Here is a 25,300-nt window from a genome sequence, read left to right on the forward strand (position 1 = left end):
CACCCCCCCCGTCGGCGCGGACACCCGAGCCGACGGGGCACCCCGGTCGTACCGGCCGTACACCAGGGGTTCCTCAGTCGCGCGCCGGTGCCTCCGCCGCCCACCGGTCGCCGCCCACCGGTCGCCGTACCTGTCGTACGGAATCCGTCTGAACCCGAGTTCACGAGGACACCTTTCCCCGATGCCTGCGAGCGAGTCCCCGAAGCAGTTCCCCGAGATGTCCGTCACGACCTCCGAGGACGTGCGGGCCTGGCTGGCGTCGGCCGTCGCCGAGGCGGCCGGGCTCGCCCCGTCGGCTGTCGATCCCGAGCGGCCGATCGCCGAATTCGGCCTGGGATCACGCCAGTTGGTGACCCTGGCCGCGGAGCTCTCCGGCCGGACCGGCCGCCCCGTGGAGCCGTCCCTCGTCTTCGACCACCCCACCATCGCGGCGCTCGCCGCGGCGGTCCTCGGCGAAGGGCCCGTCGGCGCGGCGGCGCCGGTGCCGGCGGCCGCGCCCGTACGCGGCGACGAGGACATCGCCGTCATCTCCATGGGCTGCCGCTACCCCGGCGGCGCCGACGACCCCGAGGCGCTGTGGCGGCTGCTCGCCTCGGGCGAGGACGCCATCACCGAGGTGCCCGCGGGCCGTTGGGACACCCGGGGGCTCTACGACCCCGACCCGGAGGCCCCCGGCAAGGCGTACACCCTGCGCGGAGGCTTCCTCTCCGGCATCGACCGTTTCGACGCGCCCTTCTTCGGGATCTCACCGCGCGAGGCCGCAGCCATGGACCCCCAGCAGCGGCTGTTGCTCGCGACCGCCTGGGAGACGATCGAGCGCGCCGGGATCGTCCCGGACACGCTGAACGGCAGCTCCACGGGCGTCTACATCGGGCTGTACGACAGCGGCTACCTGGCCTCGGCCGCGCTCGGCCGGCTCGACGGGCACGTGGGCACCGGCTCCGCGTCCAGCGTGGCCTCCGGACGCATCGCCTACACCCTCGGCCTCCAGGGCCCGGCGGTCACCGTCGACACCGCCTGCTCCTCCTCCCTCGTCGCGCTGCACCTGGCCGCGCGGGCGCTGGCGAGCGGCGAGTGCGACCTCGCGCTGGCGGGCGGCGCGACGCTCCTTGTCACCCCGCGCGGACACGTCGAGTTCAGCCGACTGCGCGGGCTGTCGCCGACCGGGCGGTGCAGCCCGTTCTCGACCGACGCGGACGGCGTGGTGTGGGCCGAGGGCTGCGGTCTGGTGCTGCTCAAGCGGCTCGCGGACGCGCGCCGCGACGGCGACCGGGTCCTGGCCGTCGTCAAGGGGTCGGCCATCAACCAGGACGGCCGCAGCCAGGGCCTGAGCGCCCCGAGCGGCCCGGCGCAGGAACGGGTGGTGCGCGCCGCCCTCGACGCGGCCGGACTCCGCCCGGACGACCTGGACTACGTCGAGGCGCACGGTACGGGCACCCGGCTCGGCGACCCCATCGAGGGCCGGGCGCTCGCCGCCGTCTTCGGGCCGGGGCGCCCGGCCGACCGGCCGCTCGGCGTCGGCTCCCTCAAGTCCCACATCGGTCACACCCAGGCCGCGGCGGGCATCGGCGGCGTCATCAAGACGGTCCTGGCCCTCGGCCGCGAACTGCTCCCCGCCTCGCTGCACGCCGACACCCCGACCGAGCACGTCGACTGGGCGGGCGGCGGCCTGCGGGTGCACAGCGGAGCCCGGGCATGGCCGCGGGGCGGCGACCGGGTGCGGCGGGCCGGGGTGAGCGCGTTCGGGATCAGCGGTACGAACGCGCATGTGGTGCTGGAGGAGGCGCCGCGGGACCTGGTGCGTCCGGCCACCGGGACACCCCCGGCGGAGTTCCCCGGCGCGGCCCTCTTCCCGCTCTCCGCCCGTACCCTCCCCGCCCTCCGGGGCCAGGCCGCCCGCCTCCTCGAAGCGCTCGACGAACATCCGCGGCCGTCGCTGCCCGGCGCGGCCGCGACGCTGGCCCACCACCGCACGCACTTCGAGCACCGGGCCGTCGTGCGGGCGGCCGACCGCGACGACCTGCTGACCGCCCTGCGCGCCCTCGCGGAGGGCCGAACCGGCAGCGCCACCGACGGCGCTACCGCCATCGGTACCGACAGCGGTAGCGAGACGGTCGTCGGACCCCAACAGGCCATTCCCACCGGCAAGTTGGCTTTCGTCTTCCCCGGCCAGGGTTCCCAGTGGACCGGCATGGCCCGCGATCTGCTCGACCGCGACCCGGTGTTCGCGGACGAACTCGACCGCTGCGACGCCGCCCTGCGCCCTTTCACCACCTGGTCGGTGTCCGCCGTACTGCGCGGTGCCGCGGGCGCCCCGCCCCTGGACCGCGTGGACGTCGTGCAGCCGGTCCTGTTCGCCGTGATGGTGTCCCTGGCCGCGGTGTGGCGGGCCCGGGGCGTACGGCCGGACGCCGTGATCGGGCACAGCCAGGGCGAGGTCGCCGCGGCCTGCGTCGCCGGCGCGCTCAGCCTGAGCGACGCCGCCGCGGTGGTCGCCCTGCGCAGCCAGGCCCTGACCGGGCTGTCGGGCACCGGCACCATGGCCGTCGTCGCCCTCCCGCACACCGAGGTCGAGCATCGCCTCGCCGACCTTGACGGACGGGTCTCGGTCGCCGCCGTGAACAGCGGCCGCTCGACGGTGATCGCCGGTGACGTCGAGCCGCTGGAGGCCCTGCTCGCCGACTTCGACCGCGAACAGGTCTTCGCCCGCCGCCTCGACGTCGACTACGCCTCCCACAGCCCCCGGGTCGAGCCGCTCCGCGCGACGGTCCTCGACGAACTCGACGGCGTCACCACCTGCCCGACCTCCGTCGCCTGGTACTCCACCGTCACCGGCGAGCCGGTCACCGAGGAACTGGAAGCCGACTACTGGTACTCCAATCTGCGTGAACCCGTCCGCTTCGCACCCACCGTGGAGCGCATGGCGGCCGACGGCTACCGCTGGTTCGTCGAACTCGGCCCCCACCCCTCCCTCGTCACCGCCCTGCACACCATCGCCGAGGACTCCGGCCACGAGAACCTGGTCGCCGTCGGCTCGCTGCGCCGCGACGAGGACGGACCCGCCTGCCTGGACCGGTCCGCCGCCGAACTCCACGTCCACGGGCGGCGGATCGACTGGCGCCGACTGGTTCACGACAACGCCCCCGCCGACCTGCCGACATACGCCTGGGACCCGCGGCGCCACTGGATCGAGCCCGAGTCCACCACCGGTGCCCCCGGTTTCTTCGACCGCGCCGCGCACCTCCTGCTCGGCATCCAGCTCCAGTCGCCGGACGAGACCCGCTGGACCTTCCGGGGCGAGTGGTCCAAGGACACCGCCGACTGGCTGCCCGACCACACCGTGTTCGGCCGGACCGTCGTCTCCGGCACCACCCTGATGGAACTGTGCCGCGCCGCGCTCGCCGTGGCCCGCCCGGACGACCCGGCCGACCTCACCGACCTGCTCCTCCTCAGCCCTCTCACCCTCCCCGGCTCCGGCACGGTCGAGGTGTCCGTCGAGGTGGTCACCGCCGGTCCCGTACCGGAGATCACCGTGCACAGCCGCCCGCGCGCCGAAGAGGCCACGGGCTGGACCCTGCACGCCACCGCGTCCGCGTCCGCGGCTGTCGCGCAGACGGCGGATCGGCCCCCGGTGTGGCCGGAGGCGGCCGAACCGGCCTGGACCCCGGGGACGTACGAGCGGCTCGCCGAGCTGGGCCTCGGCTACGGTCCGGCCTTCCAGGGCGTACGGTCGGCGGTCGCGACCGGCGACGGTGAACTGCTCGCCCGGCTCTCGCTGCCGCCCACGGCCCGCGACGCGGCCGAGCCGTACCCCCTCCATCCCGCCCTGCTGGACGCCGCGCTGCACGTGGCCGCCGGGATCGATGCGTCCGACGGCCGGGTGCTGCTCCCGGTCGCGGTGGGCCGGTGCGTCCTGCCGCCCGGTGGCGCGAGGGACCTCACCGCGGCCGTACGATGCACGGGCGGCTCCGACACGGACCTCACCCTGGACATCACGCTGTGGGACGCCGACGGTCTCCCGGCCGGTCGTCTGGAGGGCGTACGACTGCGGGCCGCGGCCCCGGCGGACCTGAACGGCGCCTCGGACAACGCCCGGCACCTGTACGAGGTGGTCTGGACGGCCGTACCCGAACAGCCCGCCGAGGCGCCGGGCGCCGAGTGGGCCGTCGTCGGCGACCCCTCGGACCCGGAGGTCGCCGGGGCCCTGCGCGGCCTCGCGGCGGCGGGGATCCGCGTCCGGAGCGGGACGGGCGACGCAGACGTGAGCGGGACGGGCGGCGCCGACGTGCTCGTACGGTTCTGGCCGCGCACGGCGACGGACGCCGAACCGGCCACCGCGGCACAAGAATTGGCGGTCGCGGCCCTGGTCGAACTGCGTGCCCTGATAGCCCTCCCGCAGGACGAGGCACCTGCCCGGACCGTGTGGGTGACGCGCGGTGCGGTCGGGGCCGTCGACGAGGACACCGTGCCCGGCCTCGCCCAGTCCGTGCTGTGGGGGCTCGCCCGCAGCGCCCGCGCCGAACACCCGGACCTCGGCCTGACCCTCCTCGACCTCGAGGACTCCGACCCGGCCGATGCGCTCCTGACCGCCGCCACCCACGCCGAGGAGCCCGAACTCGCCTTCCGCGCGGGCGCTCCGCTCGCACCGCGACTCGTCCGCGCCCGCAACCGGAACGCGACCGGCACCCCGGTCGTCCTCGACCTGGTCGGCCGCCCCACCCTCGTACCCACCGACGGCACGGTGCTGATCACCGGCGGTCTCGGTGCCGTCGGACGGCACATCGCCCGGCTCCTCGCCGAACACGGCGTTCCGCGAATACTCCTGACGTCTCGTCAGGGCTCCGACGATCCGCGCGCCGCCGACGTCACCGCCGAACTGACCGCGCTCGGCGCCGAGGCCGAGGTCGCGGCCTGCGACATCGCGGACGCGGCGGCCGTGGCCGAGCTGCTCGGGCGTATCGGGGAGGAGTCGCCGCTGCGCGGTGTCGTGCACTGCGCCGGAGTCCTGGCCGACGGGGTGGTCGCCGAGCTGACGCCCGAACGGCTTGCACAGGTCCTGCGCCCCAAGGTCGACGGCGCCGCCCACCTGCACCGGCTCACCGCCGACACGCGACTCGACCTGTTCCTGCTGGTCTCCTCGGCCGCCGGAGTCGTCGGCAACGCGGGCCAGGGCAACTACGCGGCGGCCAACGTCTTCCTCGACCAACTCGCCCACCACCGGCGGGCCCTGGGCCTGCCCGGCGTCTCCCTCTCCTTCGGCGCCTGGGCGGGCGAGGGTCTCGCCGCCGCACACGCCGACCTGGACCGGATGGCCCGTCTCGGCCATCGCGCCCTCACCCCCGACCAGGGCCGCGAACTCGTCGAACTCGCCCTGCGACAGGGCGCCCCGCACCTGGTCGCCTGGGCCCTGGACCTGCCGCGCCTGCGCGAGACCGCGGCCACCACGGGCGGCGGTACGGCGGCGGTGTGGCGTTCGCTGCTGCCCGCGCCCCGCACCGGCCGAAGCGGCGGCGAGAGTCTCGCCGACCGCCTGGCCCGGCTGCCCGAGGCCGTACGCGCCGAACGCGTCCTGGCCCTGGTCCGCGAGGAGGTCTCCCGCGCCCTCGGCCTGCGCTCCACGGAGTCCGTCCGCCCCGACCAGCCGCTGCGCGAACTCGGCATGGACTCGGTGACGGCGGTCGAACTCCGCAACCGCATCGGCGCCCGGATCGGCGCCAGGCTCCCGGCCACCCTGCTGTTCGACCACCCCACCGCGGCCCGGCTCGCCGCGCACCTGCTGTCCACCGCCCTCGCGGCGGGCGACCGCACCACTGCCGCCACGCGGCCCACGCGCGCCACGGCCCCGGCCTCCGACGAACCGGTGGCCCTGGTCGCCATGGCCTGCCGGCTGCCCGGCGGTGTGAGCGATCCGGAAGGCCTGTGGAGCCTGGTCGCGGAGGGGCGCGACGCGGTGGGCCCCTTCCCGGCCGAACGCTGGGACGCGGCGGCGCTGTACGACCCCGACCCGGACGCCCTCGGCAAGTCCTACGCCCGTGAGGGCGGCTTCCTGAACCACGACGATCTGGAGTCCTTCGACGCGGGCTTCTTCGGGATCACCCCGAAGGAAGCGGCCGCGATGGACCCGCAGCAACGGCTGCTGATGGAGACGGCGTGGGAGGCGCTGGAGCGCGCCGGAATCGTGCCCGCCGAACTCGCGGGCAGCACCACCGGTGTGTACGTCGGCATGTTCGGCAGCGACTACCTGGCGGGGTCCCGCCTCGACCAGCTGGACGGATACGTCGGTACGGGCTCGGCGCTGAGCGTGGCCTCGGGGCGGCTCGCCTACACGCTGGGACTGGGCGGCCCCGCGCTGACGGTGGACACGGCGTGCTCCTCGTCGCTGGTGGCACTGCACCTGGCGGCGCAGGCGTTGCGGTCCGGGGAGTGCGACCTCGCGCTCGCCGGTGGCGTGACGGTGATGGTGACCCCGGGAACCTTCGTGGAGTTCAGCCGACTGCGGGGCCTGTCCCCGACCGGCCGCTGCCGCTCCTTCTCCGACGACGCCGACGGCGCCATCTGGGCCGAGGGCGCCGGCATGGTCGTACTGAAGCGACTGAGCGACGCCCGGCGCGACGGTGACGAGGTGCTGGCCGTGCTGCGCGGCACGGCCGTCAACCAGGACGGCCGCAGCCAGGGGCTGTCCGCGCCGAACGGCCCGGCGCAGGAACAGGTGATCCGGCGGGCACTGGAGCTGTCCGGGCTGGAGCCCGCCGACATCGACTACGTGGAGGCGCACGGCACGGGCACCACGCTGGGCGACCCGATCGAGGCGAACGCCCTGGCGGAGGTCTTCGGCGACTCACGGCCGCAGGACCGCCCCCTGTACCTGGGCTCGCTCAAGTCCAACATCGGTCACGCGCAGGCTGCTTCGGGTGTGATCGGGCTCGTCAAGGTGGTGCAGTCGCTGCGCCACCGGACCCTGCCGCGCACCCTGCACGCCGACACGCCCAGCAGGCACGTCGACTGGGAGAACAGCGGGCTGGGGCTGGTGCGGGACACGGCGGCCTGGCCGTCGTCGCCCGGCCGGACACGACGGGCCGGAGTGAGCGCCTTCGGGATCAGCGGGACCAACGCGCATGTGATCGTGGAGGAGGCCCCTCCGGTCGAGAAGGCGGATCGCGAGGGCGAAGTACCGCCGGGGAAGCGGCTGTTCGTGCTGTCGGGGCGCAGCGATGCCGCCCTGCGGGGGCAGGCCGCGCGACTGGCGAGCCACCTGACCAAGGAGGCCGGCGAGGACATCGCTCTCCTCGATGTCGCCCACACCCTGGCCCGGCACCGCAGCCACTTCGAACGGCGCGCGGCCCTCGTCGCGGGTGACCGGGACGAACTGCTGCTACGGCTCGACGCGTTGTCGAGCGGGCGGGCGCCCCTGGCCGCGCCCCGCGACGACGGGACGGGCAAGGTGGCCTTCGTCTTCGCCGGGCACGGCGGTCAATGGCCGGGCATGGGTGTCGAGTTGATGGCAGGGTCGGAGACGTTCCGCGAGGAACTGGCCCGCATCGATGAGGCCGTTCGCCGGCAGGTCGGCTGGTCGGTGCTCAACGCGCTGCGGGCGCCGGAGGAGTTCGCCCCGCTCGGCCGCACCGAGTTCCTGCAACCGGTGCTGTTCGCGGTCAACGCCTCACTGGCCGCCGCCTGGCGCGCGCTCGGTGTCCGCCCGGACGCCGTCGTCGGGCACAGTCTGGGCGAGATCGCCGCCGCGTACAGCGCGGGCGCCCTCACCCTGGACGAGGCCGTGACCGTGGTGACCGGGCGCGGGCAGGCGGTCGTACCGCTGGCGGGCAAGGGCGGCATGCTGTCCCTGGAACTGCCGCCGGCGCGGGTGGCGGAACTGCTCGCGCCGTTCGCGGGCCGGCTGTTCGTCGCGGCGGTCAACAGCGCGCGGTCCACGGCCGTCTCCGGTGAGGCCGACGCGCTGGCCGAGCTGCGCCACCGCCTCGACGAGCAGGGCATCACCGCGCGCCCGCTGTCGACACCGTTCGCCTCGCACACCCCCTTGATGGACCCGATCCGTGCGGAGCTGCTCGACCGTTTCTCCGGCGTCAGGGGCGCCTTGACGCCGACCCCGCTGTACTCGGCGGTGCTGGCCGAACCCGTCCCCGGCGACCGGCTGGACGCCGACTACTGGTACGCCAACCTCAGGGAGCCGGTCCGCTTCGCGGACACGATCCGACGGATGCTGGACGACGGCTACCGCTACTTCGTCGAGCTGAGCCCGCACCCCTCGCTCACCTCGTCCATCGAGGCGGTGGCGGCGGAGGCCGGGGTCGACGCGGTCGGCGTCGGCTCGCTGCGCCGGCGGAGCGACGCACACGACGTACTGCTGCGCGGGCTGGGAGAGTTGTACACGGCCGGGCACACGCCCGACTGGCCGGCGCTGTTCCCGGAGGGCCACCGGACCGACCTGCCGACCTACGCCTTCGCCCGCGAACGCCACTGGCTCGCGCCCGCCCCGGCCACCGCCTCGGCCGGCGGATCACCGCTGCTCGGCACCCACCTGGAGGCCAGCGACGAACCCGACCGGCACCTCTTCCAGGCCGACATCGACCTCGACGACAGCCGCTTCGCCTATCTCACCGACCACCGGGTCACCGGCGAAGTCTGGCTGCCCGGCGCCGCCTTCCTCGACATGGCCCTGGAGGCCGCGTCCGCGCTGCGGGGCGGAGGCGAAGTACGGCTGGCCGACGTCAGGTTCGTACAGCCGCTGTCGCTGGACGTGGACCGGCCCGTACGGCTGCAACTGGTCCTGCGGCCCGCCGAGGACGGCTTCCGGGACTTCACCATCGCCTCGACACCCGCCGGTGGCCACGGCGTGCCGTGGAAGCGGCACGTCAGCGGACGCCTCGCGCTCACCGTGGAAACCGCCGCCGATGACGACGAGCGGCTCGACACCGTGCGCGAACGGTGTGACGAACAGGTCGATCTGTCGGCCGTCTACGCCGGGCTCGCGGCCCTGGGCATCGACTACGGCCCCGCCTTCCGGGGGCTGGAGGAGGGCCGCCGTACGGACGTGGCCGCCCTCGGCCGTCTGGCCCGGACGCCCGCCGCCGGTCATCTGCTGCATCCCGCCGTCCTCGACGCGGCCTTCCACACGGCCGCCCTGCCGGGCGGCGCGCCCCAGGGCCGGGCGTTCGTGCCCGCGGCCGTCGGGCGGCTGAGGTTCACCGGACTGCGCACGGCGCCCGTGTGGGCGACCTGCCGACTGCGTTCCGTGGACGGCGACACCGCGACCGTGGACCTGCGGCTGTGGGACGAGAGAGAGCAACTGGTACTGGAAGCAAGGGAATTCGAGCTGGCCGCACTGTCTCCGCTGGACGGCGCGCTCTTCGAGACCCAATGGCAGCCGCGCCCGGCCGCACAGCAGCAGCCCGCCGAGGGCAGTTGGCTGATCCTGGCGGACGACACGGGCGTCGCGGCCGAACTGGGCGAGCGGCTCGGCTCGACCGTGCCGCGGGTGATCGCCCGCAGGGGTGAGTCGTTCGGCGTCGAGGGACCCGGTCGTTACGTACTCGACCCCGCAGATCCGCGGCACCTGGCCCGCCTCCTGGACGAGGCCTTCCCCGACGGGCCGCCCGAGCGGGTGGTCCAGCTGTCCGCGCTCGACGCCCCGGCGATCACGGATGCCGGTACGGCGCAGGAGGCGGCCCGGCTGTGCTGCCTGAGCACACTGCACCTGGTACGGGCGCTGGCGGACCGGCCGCGGGGCCGGACCCCCCGCCTGTTCGTCGTCGCACGGGGCAGCCAGGCCGCCGGTGACAGCAGGCGGGTGACACACCCTCAACAGGCCCTCGCCTGGGGCTTCGGCCTCGCGGTGGCGCAGGAGTACCCGGAGCTGTCGGCCACCCTGATCGACCTGCCGCCCACCGACGGTGTCGACGCCCTGTGGACACAACTGCGGTACGCGGACGACGAACGGCTCGTCGCGCTGCGGGAGTCGGGCCGACTGGTCCCGCGCCTGGCCCGCACCCGCCCCGACGACGGCGGCAACGGTGAGGTCACCCCCGACGGGGTGTACCTGATCACCGGCGGTCTGGGCGGCCTCGGCCGAGTCGTCGCCGAACGACTGGTCCGCCGCGGCGCCCGCCGACTGGCCCTGATGAGCCGGAGCGAGCCCGACGCGCACACCGCGAGCTGGATCAGGGCTCTGGAAGAACACGGGGCCACCGTGCACCTCGCCCGCGCCGACGTGGCCGACCGCGAGGAACTGACGGCAGCCCTGGACGCCGTACGACGGGAAGCGGGGCCGATCGCCGGAGTCGTCCACGCGGCCGGTGTCCTCGACGACGCGACGGTGGCGAACCTGACCGACGAGCGCGTCCTGCGCGTGCTCGCCCCCAAGGTCCTCGGCACCACGCTGCTCACCGAACTGATCCCGGAGGCCGAGAGCCTCGTCCTGTTCGCCTCGGCGGCCGGTCTCCTCGGCTCCGCGGGGCAGAGCCCGTACGCGGCGGCGAACGCCTTCCTCGACGCCTGGGCGCACCACCTCTCCCGCGCCGACCGCCGGGCGCTGAGCCTGGACTGGGGCGCCTGGGCGGGCGTGGGAATGGTCGCCGAGTCCGGCACCCGGGCCGCCGGGACCAGCAGGTCCGGTCTGCTCGCGTTCTCCCCGCAGGACGGTGGCGAACTCCTCGAACGGGTGCTGGCCACCTCCCGCCGCCAACTCGCCCCCCTCGCCCTGGACTGGGAGACCCTCGCGCTCGACCCGGACGCGGCCCGCGCCCGCCCGATCCTCGGCGACCTGATCACCGTACCGACCGGCGGTGACGACGCGGACGACCTCGTCGCGCGGGTGTTCACGGCGACGACGGAACGGGACCGCGCGGACCGCCTCGAAGCGTATGTACGGGCCCGGGTCGGCCAGGTCTCCGAAGGCACGGTGGACGTCTCGGCGACCACGGCTCTGAAGGAACTCGGCCTGGACTCCCTCATGCTCGTCCGGCTGCGCAACGCCTTCGCCCGCGAGCTGGGCACCGAACTCCCCGCCGCCACCGTGTTCTCCGCCTCCGACATCCGCGGGCTGGCCCGGGCGCTCGGCGAGGCGCTGCCCGAACGGGACACGGTCGCGCAGGCCGGGGAACGGCGGTCCGAGGCGCGGCGGCCCGAGGTCGCCGTCGAGGTGCCCGAGAGCGAACTGCGGCCTGCGACCCGCGATGTCGTACGACTGCTGCGCAGCGCCCGGCCGGGCATGCCGGACGCGGCCCACGCCGTCGGCCTGGCCCTCCGGCTCACCACGCCCACCACCCGCGAGGCGCTCACAGACATCCTCACCCGCCTCGCCGGACGGCACGCCGCACTGCGCACCGCGATCGTGACCGGTGCCGGTGCCGGTGCCGGTGCCGGTGCTGTGGCCGGTGCTGGTGGCGCACAGGCGCGGCTGCTACGGGTGGACCGGGAGGTCGCACGGCCGGTGCTGCGCTGGACGGACGTGCCCGCAGACGGCGCACTCGACGCGGCCGACCGACTGCGCCTGCTGCTGGAACCACGGTTCGACCTGGCGAACCCCCCGTTGTGGCGGTTCGAGCTGCTCGACGCCGGTGCCCGGGGCCAGTTCCTGGCGTTCGGCGCGCACCACGCGGTGAGCGATCTGCAGTCGCTGCTGCTCGTGGCGGGGGAAATCGACGCCGAACTGTCCGGCACCTCGCTCGGCGACGCCGTCACCAACCGGGACATCGACCTCCTGATCGAGGCGCAACAGACGGACAACACCCCCGGCGAGGGCGCGACCGCATGGCGCGAGGCCTTCCAGGGCAGTGCCCGACTCGACCTGACGCTCGCCCGGCCCCGCCCGGCGACGCGCTCGTACCGGGCCGGCAGCGTGAGCGTGACGATCCCCGAAGGGCTCATGGAACGGGTGTCGGCCGCCGCGAGCGGGCTCGCCATCACGCCCGCCGCCTTCTGCCTCGGCACGCTGACCGTGCTGCTGGCCAGGATGCGGCAGAGGGAACGTTTCGTTCTCGCCGTGCCCGTCGACACCCGCATCCACGCCGACGCCTACGACGCGGTGGGCTTCTTCGGAGTGCCGGTGCCGTTCCCGGCCGAGGCCGTGGCGGGTGAACGGATCGAGCGGGTGCTGCGCCGCACCGACGCCCGCCTCGACCGCGTCCTCGCGAAGGGCGCCATGTTCTCCGACGTGCTGTCGACCCTCGCCCGACAGGGGCTGCACCGGGCGAACGCTCCCCTGGTGGAGGTGTACTTCAACTACGTACGCTCTGCGACGGGCCGCCTCGCCCACCTCGAGGTCCTGCCCGCCGGGACGGGGTACTCCGACCTCGACCTGATGATCACCATGACCCCCGACGCGGGCCGGATCCGGCTCGACCACAACCTCGACATCCTGGACGCGGCGACCTCCGTCGAGCTGGGGGAGGACTTCCTGCGGCTGCTCGCGGAGGCGGCGGACGATCCGACGGCGGCGGTCCGTTCGACACCGGGTACGGCGGCCGAGGCGACCGTGGAGGTCCGTACGACGACGGACACGGCGGTGGAGGTGCCCGAGGCGGCGCCCGAGGACGCCCGTCACTCCCCGCGCCGGTCGCTCGCCCTCGCCGCCACCTTCGCCCTCGGAAATCTGCCCCCGCTGTGCGAGGCCGCGGTCGAGGAGGGCACGCGGGACGGCGGCCTGACGGTCGCGGAAGCCCCGTACCACCAGGTGCTCGCCGCCCTGCGCGACCCCTCCGGCGTCTTCGCCGACCCCACCGCGGCGGTGGGCGTGGCGCTGCTGCGGGCGGCGGACCTGGAACGGTTCGGCCCCGTGGACGACGCGCTGCTCGCCGAGTTGCGTACCGCGCTCCCGGCCGCGCTGCGGGCGCTGTCCGAACGGACCCGCAAGCCGCTGATCGTCGGCTTCCTGCCGTCCGCCCACGCGCAGGACCGCTTCGTACGGTGGGAGCGCGAGATCGCCGACGAACTGGCCGAGGTGCCCGGCATCGCGGTGCTCCGTCCCGACGACTGGACCCGGCGCCACGCCGTCGCGGAACGCTTCGACGAGCGGACCGAGCGGATCGCCCACCTCCCCTTCACCCCGCAGTTCCAGGCGGCGGTGGCGCTTTGCCTCGCCGATGTCGTACGTGCGGTACGGCGCCCCGCGCCCAAGGTCATCGCGGTGGACGGCGACGAGACGCTGTGGGGTGGAGTGGCCGGGGAGATCGGCCCGGAGGCGGTGGACCTGACAGGACCGCGCGCCCTGCTCGCGCGCCGGCTCCTTCAGTGGCGTGCGGCGGGCGCGCTGTTGGCACTGGTCAGCAACAACGACGAGGACACGGTACGGGCCGTACTGGACCGCCCGGACAGCCTGCTCAAAGCCGAACACTTCAGCGTGCTCTCCGCGACCTGGGGCCCGAAGTCCGGCCGGCTCGCCGAGGCGGCCCGGGCGCTCGGCCTCGGCACGGACAGTTTCCTGTTCCTCGACGACAACCCGGTCGAGATCGCCGGAGTGCGGTCCGCGCTGCCGGAGGTGCTGTCGGTGACGTGCCCGCCGTCGGCCGGACTGAGCGCATTCCTGGGCAGGTTGTGGCCGCTCGTCCCGGTCGCGGCGACGGCCGAGGACGCGCTGCGGGCGCGGTTCTACGCACAGGAGCGGGACCGGGACGCCGTGCGCGCGCAGGCCGGATTCGAGGAGTTCCTCGCCCAGTTGGAACTTGAGGTCGACATCCGGGCCCTGTCCGAGTCCGACGTCGAACGGGCCGAGCAACTCGTCCGCCGTACCAACCAGTTCACCCTGCGGGCCCGGTCCGCCGACGGAGGCGATCTCGGGCGGTGGCGGGAGCGCGGTGAGGTGTGGACGGCCGAGGCCCGGGACCGGTTCGGCGACTACGGCCAGATCGGGCTGCTCGCCCTGCGTGCGGACGGCGACCAACTCGACGTACTGGCCTGGCTGATGAGCTGCCGGGCGCTCGGCCGGGGAGTCGAGGAACGGCTGTTGCGGTGGCTGGCCGACCGAGCCGACGAGCTGGGCTGCGGCAAGGTCCGGCTGACGGCGGAGCGCACCCCGCGCAACGTACCGGCCCGGCGGCTGCTGGCCGGGCTCGGTGGCGGAGACCAGGACGACGAGCGCCTGGAGACCGTGGTCACGCCGGAACACCTGCGGGCCTTCCGGTCCTGGCGGCGGGGGTGAACCGGCGGCGCCGACAGGTGAAAGCGGTGGCAGTGTTGGCAGTGAGCGAAAGGACAGACCACGGGGTGAAGGACTCTCATGCGTGATGTGAACGAGGACGCGTCGGCGTACGCCGGACAGCGGGCGACGGCCGAGGCGATCGAGTGGGGTGATGGCGGCGGGCTGGGCGTGGACGCCCTCCTGGCGAAGGTGAGGACGGCCGCGGCGCCCACACCGGCCGGTACCGACGTGGCCGCGCCGGCGGCAGTGGTTCCGGACGTGGTCCCGGACGTGGTCCCGGGCGTGGTCCCGGCAGTGGTTCCGGACGTGGTCCCGGACGTGGTCCCGGGCGTGGTCCCGGACGTGGTTCCGGGCGTGGTTCCGGGCGTGGTCCCGGACATGGAGGGTCTGGCGGCCGCCATCGCCGCCGTGGCGGCCCGCCACCTGCCCGAGGGGCATCTGTCGCCCGACGCCGACTTCTTCGACGCCGGGGGCACCTCGGTGGGCGCGGTGGAACTCGTCGCGGCACTGGAGGACGAGCTGGGCATGGAGATCGCCCTCGACGACGTCTTCGCCGACGCCCGCCCGACCAGCCTCGCCCACCGCTGGCTGTCCACCGCACACACCACGGCCACCCTCTCGGCACCGACCACCTCGCAATCGCGGACGTCCGAGGCGGCTCGCACCCTCCCCGTCCCGGCCCCCCGCACCGTCCCCGCGGTGCCCGTCACCCCCGCCCCGTACTCCACGGCCCGGCCCGAGGACCTCGACCAGATCCTGGCCGACCTGGCGCTCGCCGACCGGCTGCCCTGGACCGGCGACCCCGAGCCGCTGCCGCCCCGTCGGATCCTGCTGACCGGCGCCACCGGCTTCCTCGGCAGCCATATGCTCCTCGACCTGCTGCGGCACAGCGACGCCCACGTCTACTGCCTGGTCCGCGCCGCCGACGAGGAGGCGGCCCTCGGGCGGCTCGGTGAGGCGCTCAAGAAGTACGAGCTGCCCTGGTCGTCGGAGGTCCGCCGCCGGGTGACCGTGCTCCCCGGCGACATCAGGCGCCCACACCTGGGCCTGTCCGACGAACTGTGGACCATGCTCACCCACGAGCTGGACAGCGTCGTCGGCGTGGCGGCGGCCGTGGACTTCCTGCGCGGCTACCAGTCGCTGCGGCAGAGCAACGTCATCGGCTCGCTGACCCTCGCCGAGCTCGCGGCGACCGGCCGGCCGAAGCCGCTGCACCACATCTCCTCCATAGCGGTCTTCAACGAGGTCGGCATCACCGCGATGGGCGAGGACGACCCGCTCGCCCACGTCGACCGCCTCGTCGCGGGCTACGACCAGACGAAGTGGGCGGCGGAGGTCGCCCTGCGACGGGCCCGTGACCACGGCCTGATCGTCACGGCCCTGCGCCCCGGCGGCATCGGCGGCCACACCAGGACCGGCGCCTACAACCCGCAGGACCTCAGCAGCGGCCTCATCTCGGCCTTCGGCCGCTTCCGCGCGGTCCCCGCCTTCAACCACCTGAACGCGGCCCCGGTGGACTGGGTGAGCCGGGTCGCGGTCGGCGTAGTCTGCGAACCCGACGCGTGGGGCTACGACTACAACCTGACCGGCGTATCCAACACCCTCGACGACGTCGTACGGGACATGGCGCTCGGCGGGATGCACGTACGCGTACAGGACTGGGACGAGTGGCGGACCCATGCCCTGGCCCGGCTGGAAGCCGAACCGGTGCCCGAACTGGGCTTCCTCACAAGGGTGTTGCAGAGCCCCACCGCGCTCAGACTGTGCGAGGCGACCCTGAAGGGTCCGGCGGCCACCGCCGAGCGCACCGCCGCGCTCGTCGAGGCGCTCGGGTTGCGGCCCGCCGCCCGCTACGACGCCCAGGCCCAGCTGAGGACGTTCGAGCGGCTCGCCCAGGACGGGTTGGCCCGGCTGCCGCACAAGGACGACCAGCCCTACCTGTGGTTCTCCGAGACGACCGAGGGCGGTGTCGGCCCGGTCGGAGCCCCCGCCGACACTCCTTGCTCGATGGCGCTCACCCTCTCCCTCGCGAGCATGTACCAGCTGGTGAAGGAGCGCCGGGTCGATGTCACCGGCGAGTTGACGTGCGCGGCGGTGCATCCCGAACCGCTGGTCGTCGAGCGCGGCGACGTCTGGATCCGGCCCGAGGAGGGCATCCCCCAGCGGCACGGTATGCGCCACCGGCTCCTCAGCTACCGGCTGGCGCTGCGTGACGCGGAGGGTGGCCGCTGGTGGCTGGAGGGCCACAAGTACGCCCGGGCCCGTCGTGACGTATGGCGCCAGACCCGGGCGCTCACCGTCGAGATCGGCCGCGAGGGCGCACCGGCGGCCCTGGCGGGCGAGCTCGTCGTGCCCGCCGACACCTATCTGCGCGACCAGGTCGACGGCATCAAGGTCGACCCGCGCCTGACCAGCCAGGAGAAGCGGGCCGCCAAGCTGACCTGGCTCGCCTGGTTCGGCCTGGAGATGGGCCGCGGTCTGCTCGGCCCGTTCGCCCGGGCCGCCGCCGACCTCCTCGACCTGCGCCGCACCCCGACCCCCTCGGAGCACCACCGATGATCCTCCGGAGCACCGACTCCCGCACCAGGCCGACGCTCCGCAAGGTCAGGAGCACCACGACCCTGCGCCCCCTCCACCACCGCCTCGACCCGGCGCGGGTCGAGGAGGTCCCCTTCCGTGCCGACGACGGCGTACGCCTCGGCCTGACCCGCGTCGACAGCGGCGACACGGACCGCCCCGTCGTGCTGCTCCTGCACGGGCACACGGCGTCCGCCGACATGTTCCTGCTGCCCGAGACCCGCAACCTGGTCGACGTCCTGCTCGACGACGGCTACGAGCCCTGGCTGCTCGACTGGCGGGGCAGCTGCCGCCTGCCGTACAACGAGACCGGCCAGAGGTACACGTACGACGACGTCGCCCTGTACGACATCCCCGCGGCCGTCTCCCACATCCGCCGCCACATCGGCGACCGGCCGTTGTTCGTGGTCGCCCACTGCGTCGGCTCCCTCACGCTGTCGCTCAGCATGACGGCCGGGCTGGTCCCGGGCCTCGCGGGCGTGGTGTCCCAGGGGGTGTTCCTGACGCCGAAGCTCGCGGGCCGCACCTCGCTGCGCATGTCGCTGGCGGGGGAACTGCTCAGGTCCCGCATCGATCACATACCGGTCGACATCCGCAAGGCCGGCCTGTGGTCGAAGTACACCCCTCTGTTCGCCCTCGCCTCCCGCGGGGCGAGCTGCCCGGATCCGACCTGTCAGATCCTGCACAACTCGGCGTGGGGGACAGGCGCCTCGCTGTTCGTGCACGAGCACCTGTCCGAGGCCACCCACCACCGGCTCGCCGAGCTGCTGGGCCCCGCCCCGCTGTGGATCCTGCCGCATCTGCGCCGCATCGAGCTGGCCCGCACCGTGGTGCGCTGGCACGACGGGGACCACCGCTACCGGGCGCTGCCGCAGAACGCGTTGGACGCGGCGGCCCGTATCGACACCCCCGTCCTGCTGCTCGCCGGCAGCGAGAACGGCCTGTGGCTCGACTCCCAGAAGCTCTGTCGCGACGTACTCGCCCGCAGACAGCCGCAGTTGGACGTCGCGTACACCGAGATTCCCGGCTACGGCCACCTGGACACGTTCCTCGGCCGGGGCGCCGCCCTCGACGTGTTCGGACACATCCTCGAATTCCTCGGCGAACGACGGTGACGGCGGCCCGCGCGGCCGGTTACCGTACCCGTCAGTAACCGGACCGCACCGCAGGAGGCCACCCATGCCGCAGCTCGAAGTCGACGGCGCCAGACTGACGTACGACGACGAGGGCCCCCGCGACGGTGCGGGCGCGCCCCTGGTGTTCATCCACGGCTGGACCGCCAACCGGCACCGCTGGGACCACCAGCTGGCGCACTTCTCCGCCACACGGCGGGTCATACGTGTCGATCTGCGCGGCCACGGCGAGAGCGACGGGTCGGGACGGCGGAGTATCGGGGAGCTGGCCGGGGACGTCCTCGCCGTCCTCGATCACCTGAAGGTCGACCGGTTCGTCCCCGTCGGTCACTCGATGGGCGGGATGATCGCGCAGACCCTGACGCTGGGCCACCCCGAGCGGATCGAGCGCATGGTCCTGGTGAACTCGATCAGCCGGATGACCTACAGCCGGGGGAGGGGCCTGCTGATGGCGGTGTCCACGCGGGTGCCGTTCAAGCTGTTCGTCGCCGCCAACATCCAGCGGGCCTTCGCCCCCGGCTACCCGCGCGAGGAGATCAAGGAGTACATCCGGACCTCCGCGGACACACCGCGGGAGGTGGTCATGACCTGCTACGGCGCGATGCGGTCCTTCGACGTCCTCGACCGGGTCGGGGAGATCCGTGTGCCCACCCTCATGATCCACGGCTACTACGACATCCAGCTGCCCGTCTCCCAGATGCTGCGGATGGCGAAGGCGTACCCGGACGCGGAGGTGCGCATCCTGGACGCCGGCCACGAACTCCCGGTGGAGAAGCCCGAGGAACTCACCTCGACCATCGACCGGTTCCTGACCGAGCGCCCCTGAGGCGCCCGCGAGCCTACGAGGTTGCTAGGCCCTGCCGTCACCGAGCGACCGGCAGCGGGCGTCGGGCGACCTCGTGGGCTTCCTCGGGGGGCAGGCCCAGCATGCGCAGGATGAGTTCGGCCATCTCCTCGTCGGCGCCGGGGCCCGACCGCTCGGACTTGGCGGACGACTTCAGCTGGAGCAGCCCGAGGAGGGAGCCGCCGACGGCGCTGAGGGCGACGAGGGGACTGTCCACCTGGAAGCGGCCGGAGGCGTTGCCCTTCTCGATGTCCCGCAGCGCGCGGGGGCCCAGGCCGAAATCGGCGTGGATGTAGGGGAGGCCGCCGTAGCGCAGGACGCGGGTGAGTTCCGGGTGGGTGTCGGCGAGCCGGAAGGTCAGCCGGACGCTCACCGCGAACACCTCGGCGGGGTCGTCCAGGTCGCCGGTGATCGAGTCGATCAGCTTGCCGTACTCCTCCAGCGCGTCGACGACCGCCGCCTCGAAGAGCTCCGCCTTCGTCTGGAAGTGGTTGTAGAAGGTGCCGAACCCGACGTCGGCGTGTTCGGCGATCTGCTGGATGCTGACCTCGCTGGTGCCCTGCTCGGCCAGGATCCGCTGGGCGGCGGTGATCAGGGCATGGCGGGTCTGGGCGCGCCTGCGTTCGAAGCGGTTGGCGGGCTGGGCGGCGGCTTGATCGGGCATGCGCCCATCGTATCCGCGGCCTCTTCAGAACTGATGAGGAGATCAGTCGGCGGGCGTCGGTGATCTCGCGACGGACGGGTGAACCGTCGTGCCTCGGTGACCCCGCGGCACGGCAAAGGCCGGAGCGGCGGACCCCCGCTCCGGCCTGCGCACCTCCGTCAGAACTACAGACCGGCGGTCGACAGCCAGCTCTTGGCCACGTCCAGCGGGTCCTTGTTGTCGTTCTGCACCTGGGCGTTGAGCTTGACGAGGGTGTCCGTGTCGAGCTTCGCCGATACGGCGTTGAGCGCGGAAACTCCGGCGGCGGAGAGACCGCTCTTGTAAGCAAGCGGTGTCACGTTCTCAAAACCGAAGAGATTCTTCGGGTCTTGAAGGACCACGAACTTGTTCTTGGTGATTCCGGGGTCGGTCGTGAAAATATCTGCGGCCTGAATGTTGTTGCCCTTGAGGGCCGCCACGGTCAACGGCCCACCCGCGTCCAGCGCCTTGAACGACTTGAATTCGAGGCCGTATTCGGACTTGAGGCCCACCAATCCCTGCTTGCGCGTCTGGAACTCCGGCGATCCCCCGATGACCACGTCCTTGGCCGAGGCGGAGAGGTCGGCGATCGTCGACGAGGTCGTGAGCTTGTACTTCTTGGCGGTCGCCTCGTTGACCGCGATCGCGTCCTTGTCCTCCGCCTTGGAGGGCTCGAGCAGGGTCAGCTTGGAATCGAGCGCGGCCGTGATGGCCTTGCTGGTGTCCTCGACCGTGGTCGGGGCCGCCTTGGCGTTCAGATAGGCCAGCAGCGCGCCGTTGTACTCGGGCAGGACGGTGATCGTGCCGTTCTTGATCAGACCGTAGGTGGTCTCGCGGCTGCCGATGTTCAACTTGTAGCTGACCTTGATGCCCTTGGCCTTCAGGGCCTCACCGTAGATGTCGGCGAGCAGGATGCTCTCGGGGAAGTTGTTGGAGCCGACCACGACCGTGCCGCCCTTGGCGGTGTCGCCCTTTAGCGGGTCCTTGCTGTCGGAGTTGTCGGAGGAGCCGCAGCCCGTGAGGGCGGCCGTGGCCACAACCAGCAGGGATACAGCGTACGTTGCGGTCGTTCTGGTGCTTCTGGCGTGGGTCACGTTGGTCATCCAGACTTGTGCATGGGCGGTCGGCGGCCGGAAGGCATGGCGTGATGACGATCCAATCGAGCCCAGTAACGCACCGTCAAGACACGAATAGATCACCGATGGAGACCACACGGCTTCGCCGCGTGGGCGCAACCTGACCGAAACGGGCGCGAATCCGACGTATCGTCATGTCAGTTTTTGGTTGATCATGGCCGTACTCTTGCGGCAGCCGCTAATGTTGGCCGAGTCGGGGGACCTGGTTCCACTTGCTCGGCCCGAGCGTGCTGGCTTGACCCAGTCCACGCAGCCCGGGCTGCGGGCTTCCAATTGGGAATGAAGTCAAGGAGGTTTGGTGCCCGCGCACAGGAAAGCCGCCCGGGGGCCGCAGACCACGGCTCCCCGAATAGGCCGGACGCCTTCCCTCCTGGACCGTTGGCCTTTCCGCAGGAAACTCAACGTCCTGGTGATTGTCCCGCTCGCCGTCGTTTCGGCGATGATCGCCTATGTCGTGTACGCCGAGATCGACTCTGCCCGTTCCGCCGCCTCCACCGCCCAGCTCGTACGGGACAGTTCGCAGGTCACCAAGCTCATCGACGGCGTACAGACCGAGCACCGGCAGGCGCTCCTCGTCTCCCTGCGCTACGAGGCCGCCCGCTCCGGCGACAAGGCGCCGGGCACCTCCGCCTTCCTCCAGGCGCAGCAGAAGGTCACCGCCCAGGCGGAGGCCGTGCGGTCCACCTACGGGGACCGGCTGCCCGACGCCGAGGCCCAGGCGCTCAAGGAGCTGGAGGGCCTCGACAGCCTCCGCAAGACCATCGAAGAGGGCCCGATCCCCGCCGACAACATCGACCCGGCGTACGGATCGGTCATCGAGGGCCTCATCAACGGCCTCGGGCTCGGTCAGTCGGGCGGCGAGTCCTCGGAGTCCGCGGGCAATCTGCTGGACGCGCTGCTGCGCGCCGACACCGCCCACGCCTCCTTCGAGACCAGCGTGTTCGCGGCCCGGACCCGGGACCCCAACGCGCTCATCGAATACACCGGCGCCGTCGGCGACTACGAGCAGTACACCTACCAGGCCGAGCGTTTCACCCGGTTCGCCAGCCAGGAACAGGGTGCCCAACTCGCCGCGATCGAGCACAGCCCGTACCAGAGCGTCGTCGCCCAGCACTACGCCGCGCTGCAGGTCGACCCCAGCGGTCTGGTCGCGGGGAACGCCTTGCAGCTGCGCGCCGCGCTCGACGACGCCCTGGCCGCCGACCCGACGTATCAGCGTCAGGCGGAGAACCGGCTGAAGATCACCGAGTCGCTCATCCACCAGATCGCCGCCGACACCCAGAAGGCGTCCAGCGACGCCTGGTGGCAGGTGCTGTGGCTGGTGGCCGCCAACCTCGCCGCCTTCGCGGCCTGGATCCTGTTCTCCGTGCTGGTGCGCCGCTCCGTGGTGCGGACCGTGCGGAGCCTCACCGAGGCGGCCCAGCACGTGGCCGATGCGGCCGAGACCGAGCTCGCCCGGGTCGCCGACGACGACTCCGACGACGCGAGCCCGCCGCGCCTGGAAGCCGTACCCGTGCCGGTCCGCGACGAACTCGGCGAACTCGCCGAAGCCTTCAACCAGGTGCAGGTCACCGCGACCGCCTTGCTGGAGCGCCAGGTCATCAGCCGCCGCAACATCGCCGAGATGTTCGGCAACGTCGGCCACCGCGTCAGCAACCTGACCGCTCGTCAGCTCTCGCTGATCGACTCGGTGGAGCGCGGCGAGACCGACCCGGAGGTACTGGACCGGCTCTACCGCATCGACCACATCGCGGTACGCCTCCAGCGCAACGCCGACAGCCTGATGCTGCTCGCCGGCATCCGCGAGACGGGCCTCAACACCGGGCCCATGCGGCTCAGCAACATCGTCCGCGCCGCGCTCGGCCAGATCGAGGGCTACCAGCGGGTCACCCCGCACGCCGAGGGCGATGTCACCGTCGCCCCCGACATCGTCGGCGACCTCACGCTGATGCTCGCCGAACTGCTGGAGAACGCGGTGACGTTCTCCCCGGCGTCCAGCAGCGTCGAAGTCGTCCTGCGGCCCCGGCACGGCTCCGGCGGCGGCGCCCTCATCGAGATCATCGACCACGGGCTCGGGATGAGCGCCGAGCGACTGGAGGAGGAGAACGCCCGCCTGATCCGCCGCGAACGGCTCGACCTGGCCCCGACCGAGGTCCTCGGCCTCTTCGTGGTCGGCGGTCTGTCCCGGCGCTGGGGCATCGAGGTCGTCCTGACCCGCACCCCGGGCGGCGGCGTCACCGTCACCGTCGCGGTGCCCGGCTCCCATCTGCTGCTCGCCGACCCCACGGGGGCCGCGGCCAGGGCCCCGCACATCCTGCCGCCGCCACGCCGCCCCGGCGGGACCGAACCGCGCCCCGCGGCGGTCGACCCGGAACCCGGCCCCTCGTCCCTGCCCCGCAGGATCCCCGCGCGCAGCAGGGGAACGGACGGCCACACGGGCCGTCAGGAACCGACGGGCGACGGCGCCATGGGCGGCTACACCGGCACCTCCCGGCCCAGGCCGGGAGGCACACCGGGCACCACGACTCCGGGGGCGGCGCAGCCCGCGGAACGCGAGACAGCGCGACGAGGCACGCCTCAGGACGCGGTCGGCGGCCCGGGTCACCAGCGTGGCACCGGCACCGGCATGGACAGCGGCCACGGCCGGCCGTCGCGTGCCGCGGGCAGCGGCATGGACAGCGGGCTCGTGCAGAGGTCACGCGGCGCGAGCACCGGCCCGGGGAGTGCGGCGGGGCAGCCGCCGCGTGGCCCGAACACCGGCACGAGCGGCGGGCTCGGCCAGCCGCCCCGCGGCGCGAGCACCGCGCGTGGCTCCGGTATGGCACCGTCGGCACCCGGCAGCGCCCCGGCGCGACCGGGCGAGGGCGGCCCCAGTCCGCTCAGGCGGCGGGTGCGCGGTGCGACCCTGCAGGCCACCACCGCCTCGACCCGGCTGCCCAAACAGACCATCACCAACCCACGGCCGCCCGCCTGGCAGACCGCCGACGCGGAAGCGGCACGATCCGAGATCGACGAGTTCGAGGAAGCCGTCCTGCGGGCCGAGCGCGAGAGCGCGACAGAGGTCCGTGGTACCGGCTTCGGGTCGGCCCGTTCAGGGGGCCGTCCCGACACCTCTGGCGATTCCAGCACAGAGAACAACAGACCCTCATTCCCGGAAGGCATGAGCAAGTGACCATGTGGACAGGTGGACCGGAGTCCGCGGCCGTGGAACAGGCGACGGACGTGAAGGCCGCCGCTGCCGACTTCAATTGGCTGCTCAATCGTTTCGCCACCGAGACCGCCGGCGTCGTCGACGTGATCGGGGTCTCCTCCGACGGTCTGTTGATCGCGGTGTCCCAGCTGCGTGGCAAGGCGGACTCGGAGCGGCTCGCGGCCATCGTCTCCGGGATCACCAGCCTCGCGATGGGCGCGTCCGGCAACTACGGCCTCGGCGGGCTCAACAAGGTCATCATCGACCTCGAGGAAGGGCACGTCCTGGTGTCCGCGCTCGGCGCGGGCGCCGTGCTCGGCGTGGTCGCCTCCAAGGAGGCGAAGCTCGGGAACATCGCGTACGAGATGACCCTCTTCGCCAACCGCGCCGGTGCCGCTCTGAGCCCGCAACTGGTCATGGAGCTCAAGAACACCGTGGGGATCGCGCCGACCGGTTGACGGTCGGCGGGGGCGTCACGAAGGCCGGGACGACCCGCGAGGTGAAGGGTGAGGACGAGATGACGGCCGGCGAGCCATCAGCCGCCGACGACGACGCATGGGGAGCGGAGCACCCCCCGTCGATCGTCAGGCCATTCCTGCTGACCGCGGGGCGGATCGCCGGCGGTGACAGTCTGGTGCCGACGATTCCGATCGAGACGCAGGTCGTCGCGACGGATCTCGGTCTGGCCACGCTGGACGCGTTCGTCTTCGACCAGCACCGCGACATCATCACGGTCTGCCGCCAGCCGCAGTCGCTGGCGGAGATCGCGGCGAAACTGCGGATGCATTTGAATGTGATCAGGGTGCTCGCCGACGATCTGCGCGCCGACGGTCAACTGGCCTTGTACGCACCGCAGGCCGAATCCGCCCGCGACGCCACCGTATTGCGAAGGGTTATCGATGGTCTCCGAGCTATCCCCGACTCCCGGGGCGCGATCCGTGAGCGCTGACACCGAGGGTCCCCGGCCGCCGATGCCGGTGAAGATGGTGATCGCGGGCGGCTTCGGCGTGGGCAAGACCACCACCGTGGGTGCCATCTCCGAAATAGAGCCGCTCACCACCGAGGCGTCCATCACCTCGGTCGCCGCGGGCATCGACGACCTCTCCCACACCCCGGAGAAGATGACGACCACCGTCGCCATGGACTTCGGCTGTGTCACGCTCGACCCGACCCTGAAGCTCTATCTGTTCGGCACCCCCGGGCAGGAGCGCTTCGGGTTCATGTGGGACGACCTGGTCGAGGGTGCCCTCGGCGGGCTCGTCATCGTCGACACCCGCCGGCTCGACGACTGCTACGCGGCCGTCGACTACTTCGAGCATCGCGAGATCCCCTTCGCGGTGGCCGTCAACGCCTTCGACGGCAAGGTCGAACACGACCTCAACGACGTCCGGTGGGCCCTCGACGTCGGCGACCACGTGCCGCTCACCGTGTTCGACGCCCGCGAGCGCGGGTCCGTGCGGGACGCGCTCCTCGTCGTCCTCGAACACGCCCTGGCGACCGCGCAGCAGTGAACGAAGGAAGAGGGGGCACGGGCCTTGTGGCTCGTCCCCCCTCTTCCCTGTTCCTCAGGCCGTACGGCTTCCCTG

General features: G+C 72.8%; 10 protein-coding genes. 8 read left to right on the top strand and 2 right to left on the bottom strand.

Annotated features, from left to right (window positions below):
* The first annotated feature begins 181 nt into the window (after positions 1-181).
* The 4 genes from ACFVWD_RS05420 (at position 182) to ACFVWD_RS05435 (ending at position 18,688) form a co-directional block, all read left to right on the top strand.
* Complete coding sequence (locus ACFVWD_RS05420; protein WP_389594081.1) at positions 182-14,152, top strand: SDR family NAD(P)-dependent oxidoreductase; 13,971 nt, start codon at positions 182-184, stop codon at positions 14,150-14,152.
* Positions 14,153-14,230: 78 nt separating this feature from the next.
* Positions 14,231-16,711, top strand: coding sequence for a thioester reductase domain-containing protein (locus tag ACFVWD_RS05425; protein ID WP_389594082.1), 2,481 nt, complete (start codon positions 14,231-14,233; stop codon positions 16,709-16,711).
* A complete protein-coding gene (locus ACFVWD_RS05430; protein WP_389594083.1) occupies positions 16,708-17,844 on the top strand; it encodes an alpha/beta hydrolase in 1,137 nt (378 codons plus the stop codon). The genes ACFVWD_RS05425 and ACFVWD_RS05430 overlap by 4 nt, the downstream gene beginning before the upstream one ends.
* Positions 17,845-17,908: 64 nt before the next feature.
* Positions 17,909-18,688: an alpha/beta fold hydrolase gene (locus tag ACFVWD_RS05435; protein WP_168506324.1), complete on the top strand. Its 780-nt coding sequence runs from the start codon at positions 17,909-17,911 to the stop codon at positions 18,686-18,688.
* Between the two features lie 37 nt (positions 18,689-18,725).
* On the opposite strand, the gene ACFVWD_RS05440 is transcribed toward ACFVWD_RS05435, so the two are convergent.
* Complete coding sequence (locus ACFVWD_RS05440; protein ID WP_389594084.1) at positions 18,726-19,370, bottom strand: TetR/AcrR family transcriptional regulator; 645 nt, start codon at positions 19,368-19,370, stop codon at positions 18,726-18,728.
* Between the two features lie 164 nt (positions 19,371-19,534).
* The gene (locus ACFVWD_RS05445; RefSeq protein WP_389594085.1) at positions 19,535-20,491 is read right to left on the bottom strand and encodes an ABC transporter substrate-binding protein; all 957 of its coding nucleotides are present in this window, start codon (positions 20,489-20,491) and stop codon (positions 19,535-19,537) included.
* Between the two features lie 331 nt (positions 20,492-20,822).
* Here ACFVWD_RS05445 and ACFVWD_RS05450 point away from each other — a divergent pair, with 331 nt between their 5' ends.
* Genes ACFVWD_RS05450 through ACFVWD_RS05465 form a run of 4 tightly spaced genes read left to right on the top strand, consistent with a single transcriptional unit; the run spans position 20,823 to position 25,225 of the window.
* Positions 20,823-23,696: an ATP-binding protein gene (locus ACFVWD_RS05450; protein ID WP_389594086.1), complete on the top strand. Its 2,874-nt coding sequence runs from the start codon at positions 20,823-20,825 to the stop codon at positions 23,694-23,696.
* Between the two features lie 2 nt (positions 23,697-23,698).
* A complete protein-coding gene (locus ACFVWD_RS05455) occupies positions 23,699-24,172 on the top strand; it encodes a roadblock/LC7 domain-containing protein (RefSeq protein ID WP_054228754.1) in 474 nt (157 codons plus the stop codon).
* 59 nt (positions 24,173-24,231) lie between these two features.
* Positions 24,232-24,663: a DUF742 domain-containing protein gene (locus ACFVWD_RS05460; protein WP_060898551.1), complete on the top strand. Its 432-nt coding sequence runs from the start codon at positions 24,232-24,234 to the stop codon at positions 24,661-24,663.
* Positions 24,614-25,225: an ATP/GTP-binding protein gene (locus tag ACFVWD_RS05465; protein WP_054228753.1), complete on the top strand. Its 612-nt coding sequence runs from the start codon at positions 24,614-24,616 to the stop codon at positions 25,223-25,225. Before ACFVWD_RS05460 ends, ACFVWD_RS05465 begins: the two co-directional genes overlap by 50 nt.
* Positions 25,226-25,300: the final 75 nt, after the last annotated feature.

Origin of the sequence: Streptomyces sp. NPDC058086 (assembly GCF_042885015.1) — a bacterium.
Classification (GTDB): domain Bacteria; phylum Actinomycetota; class Actinomycetes; order Streptomycetales; family Streptomycetaceae; genus Streptomyces.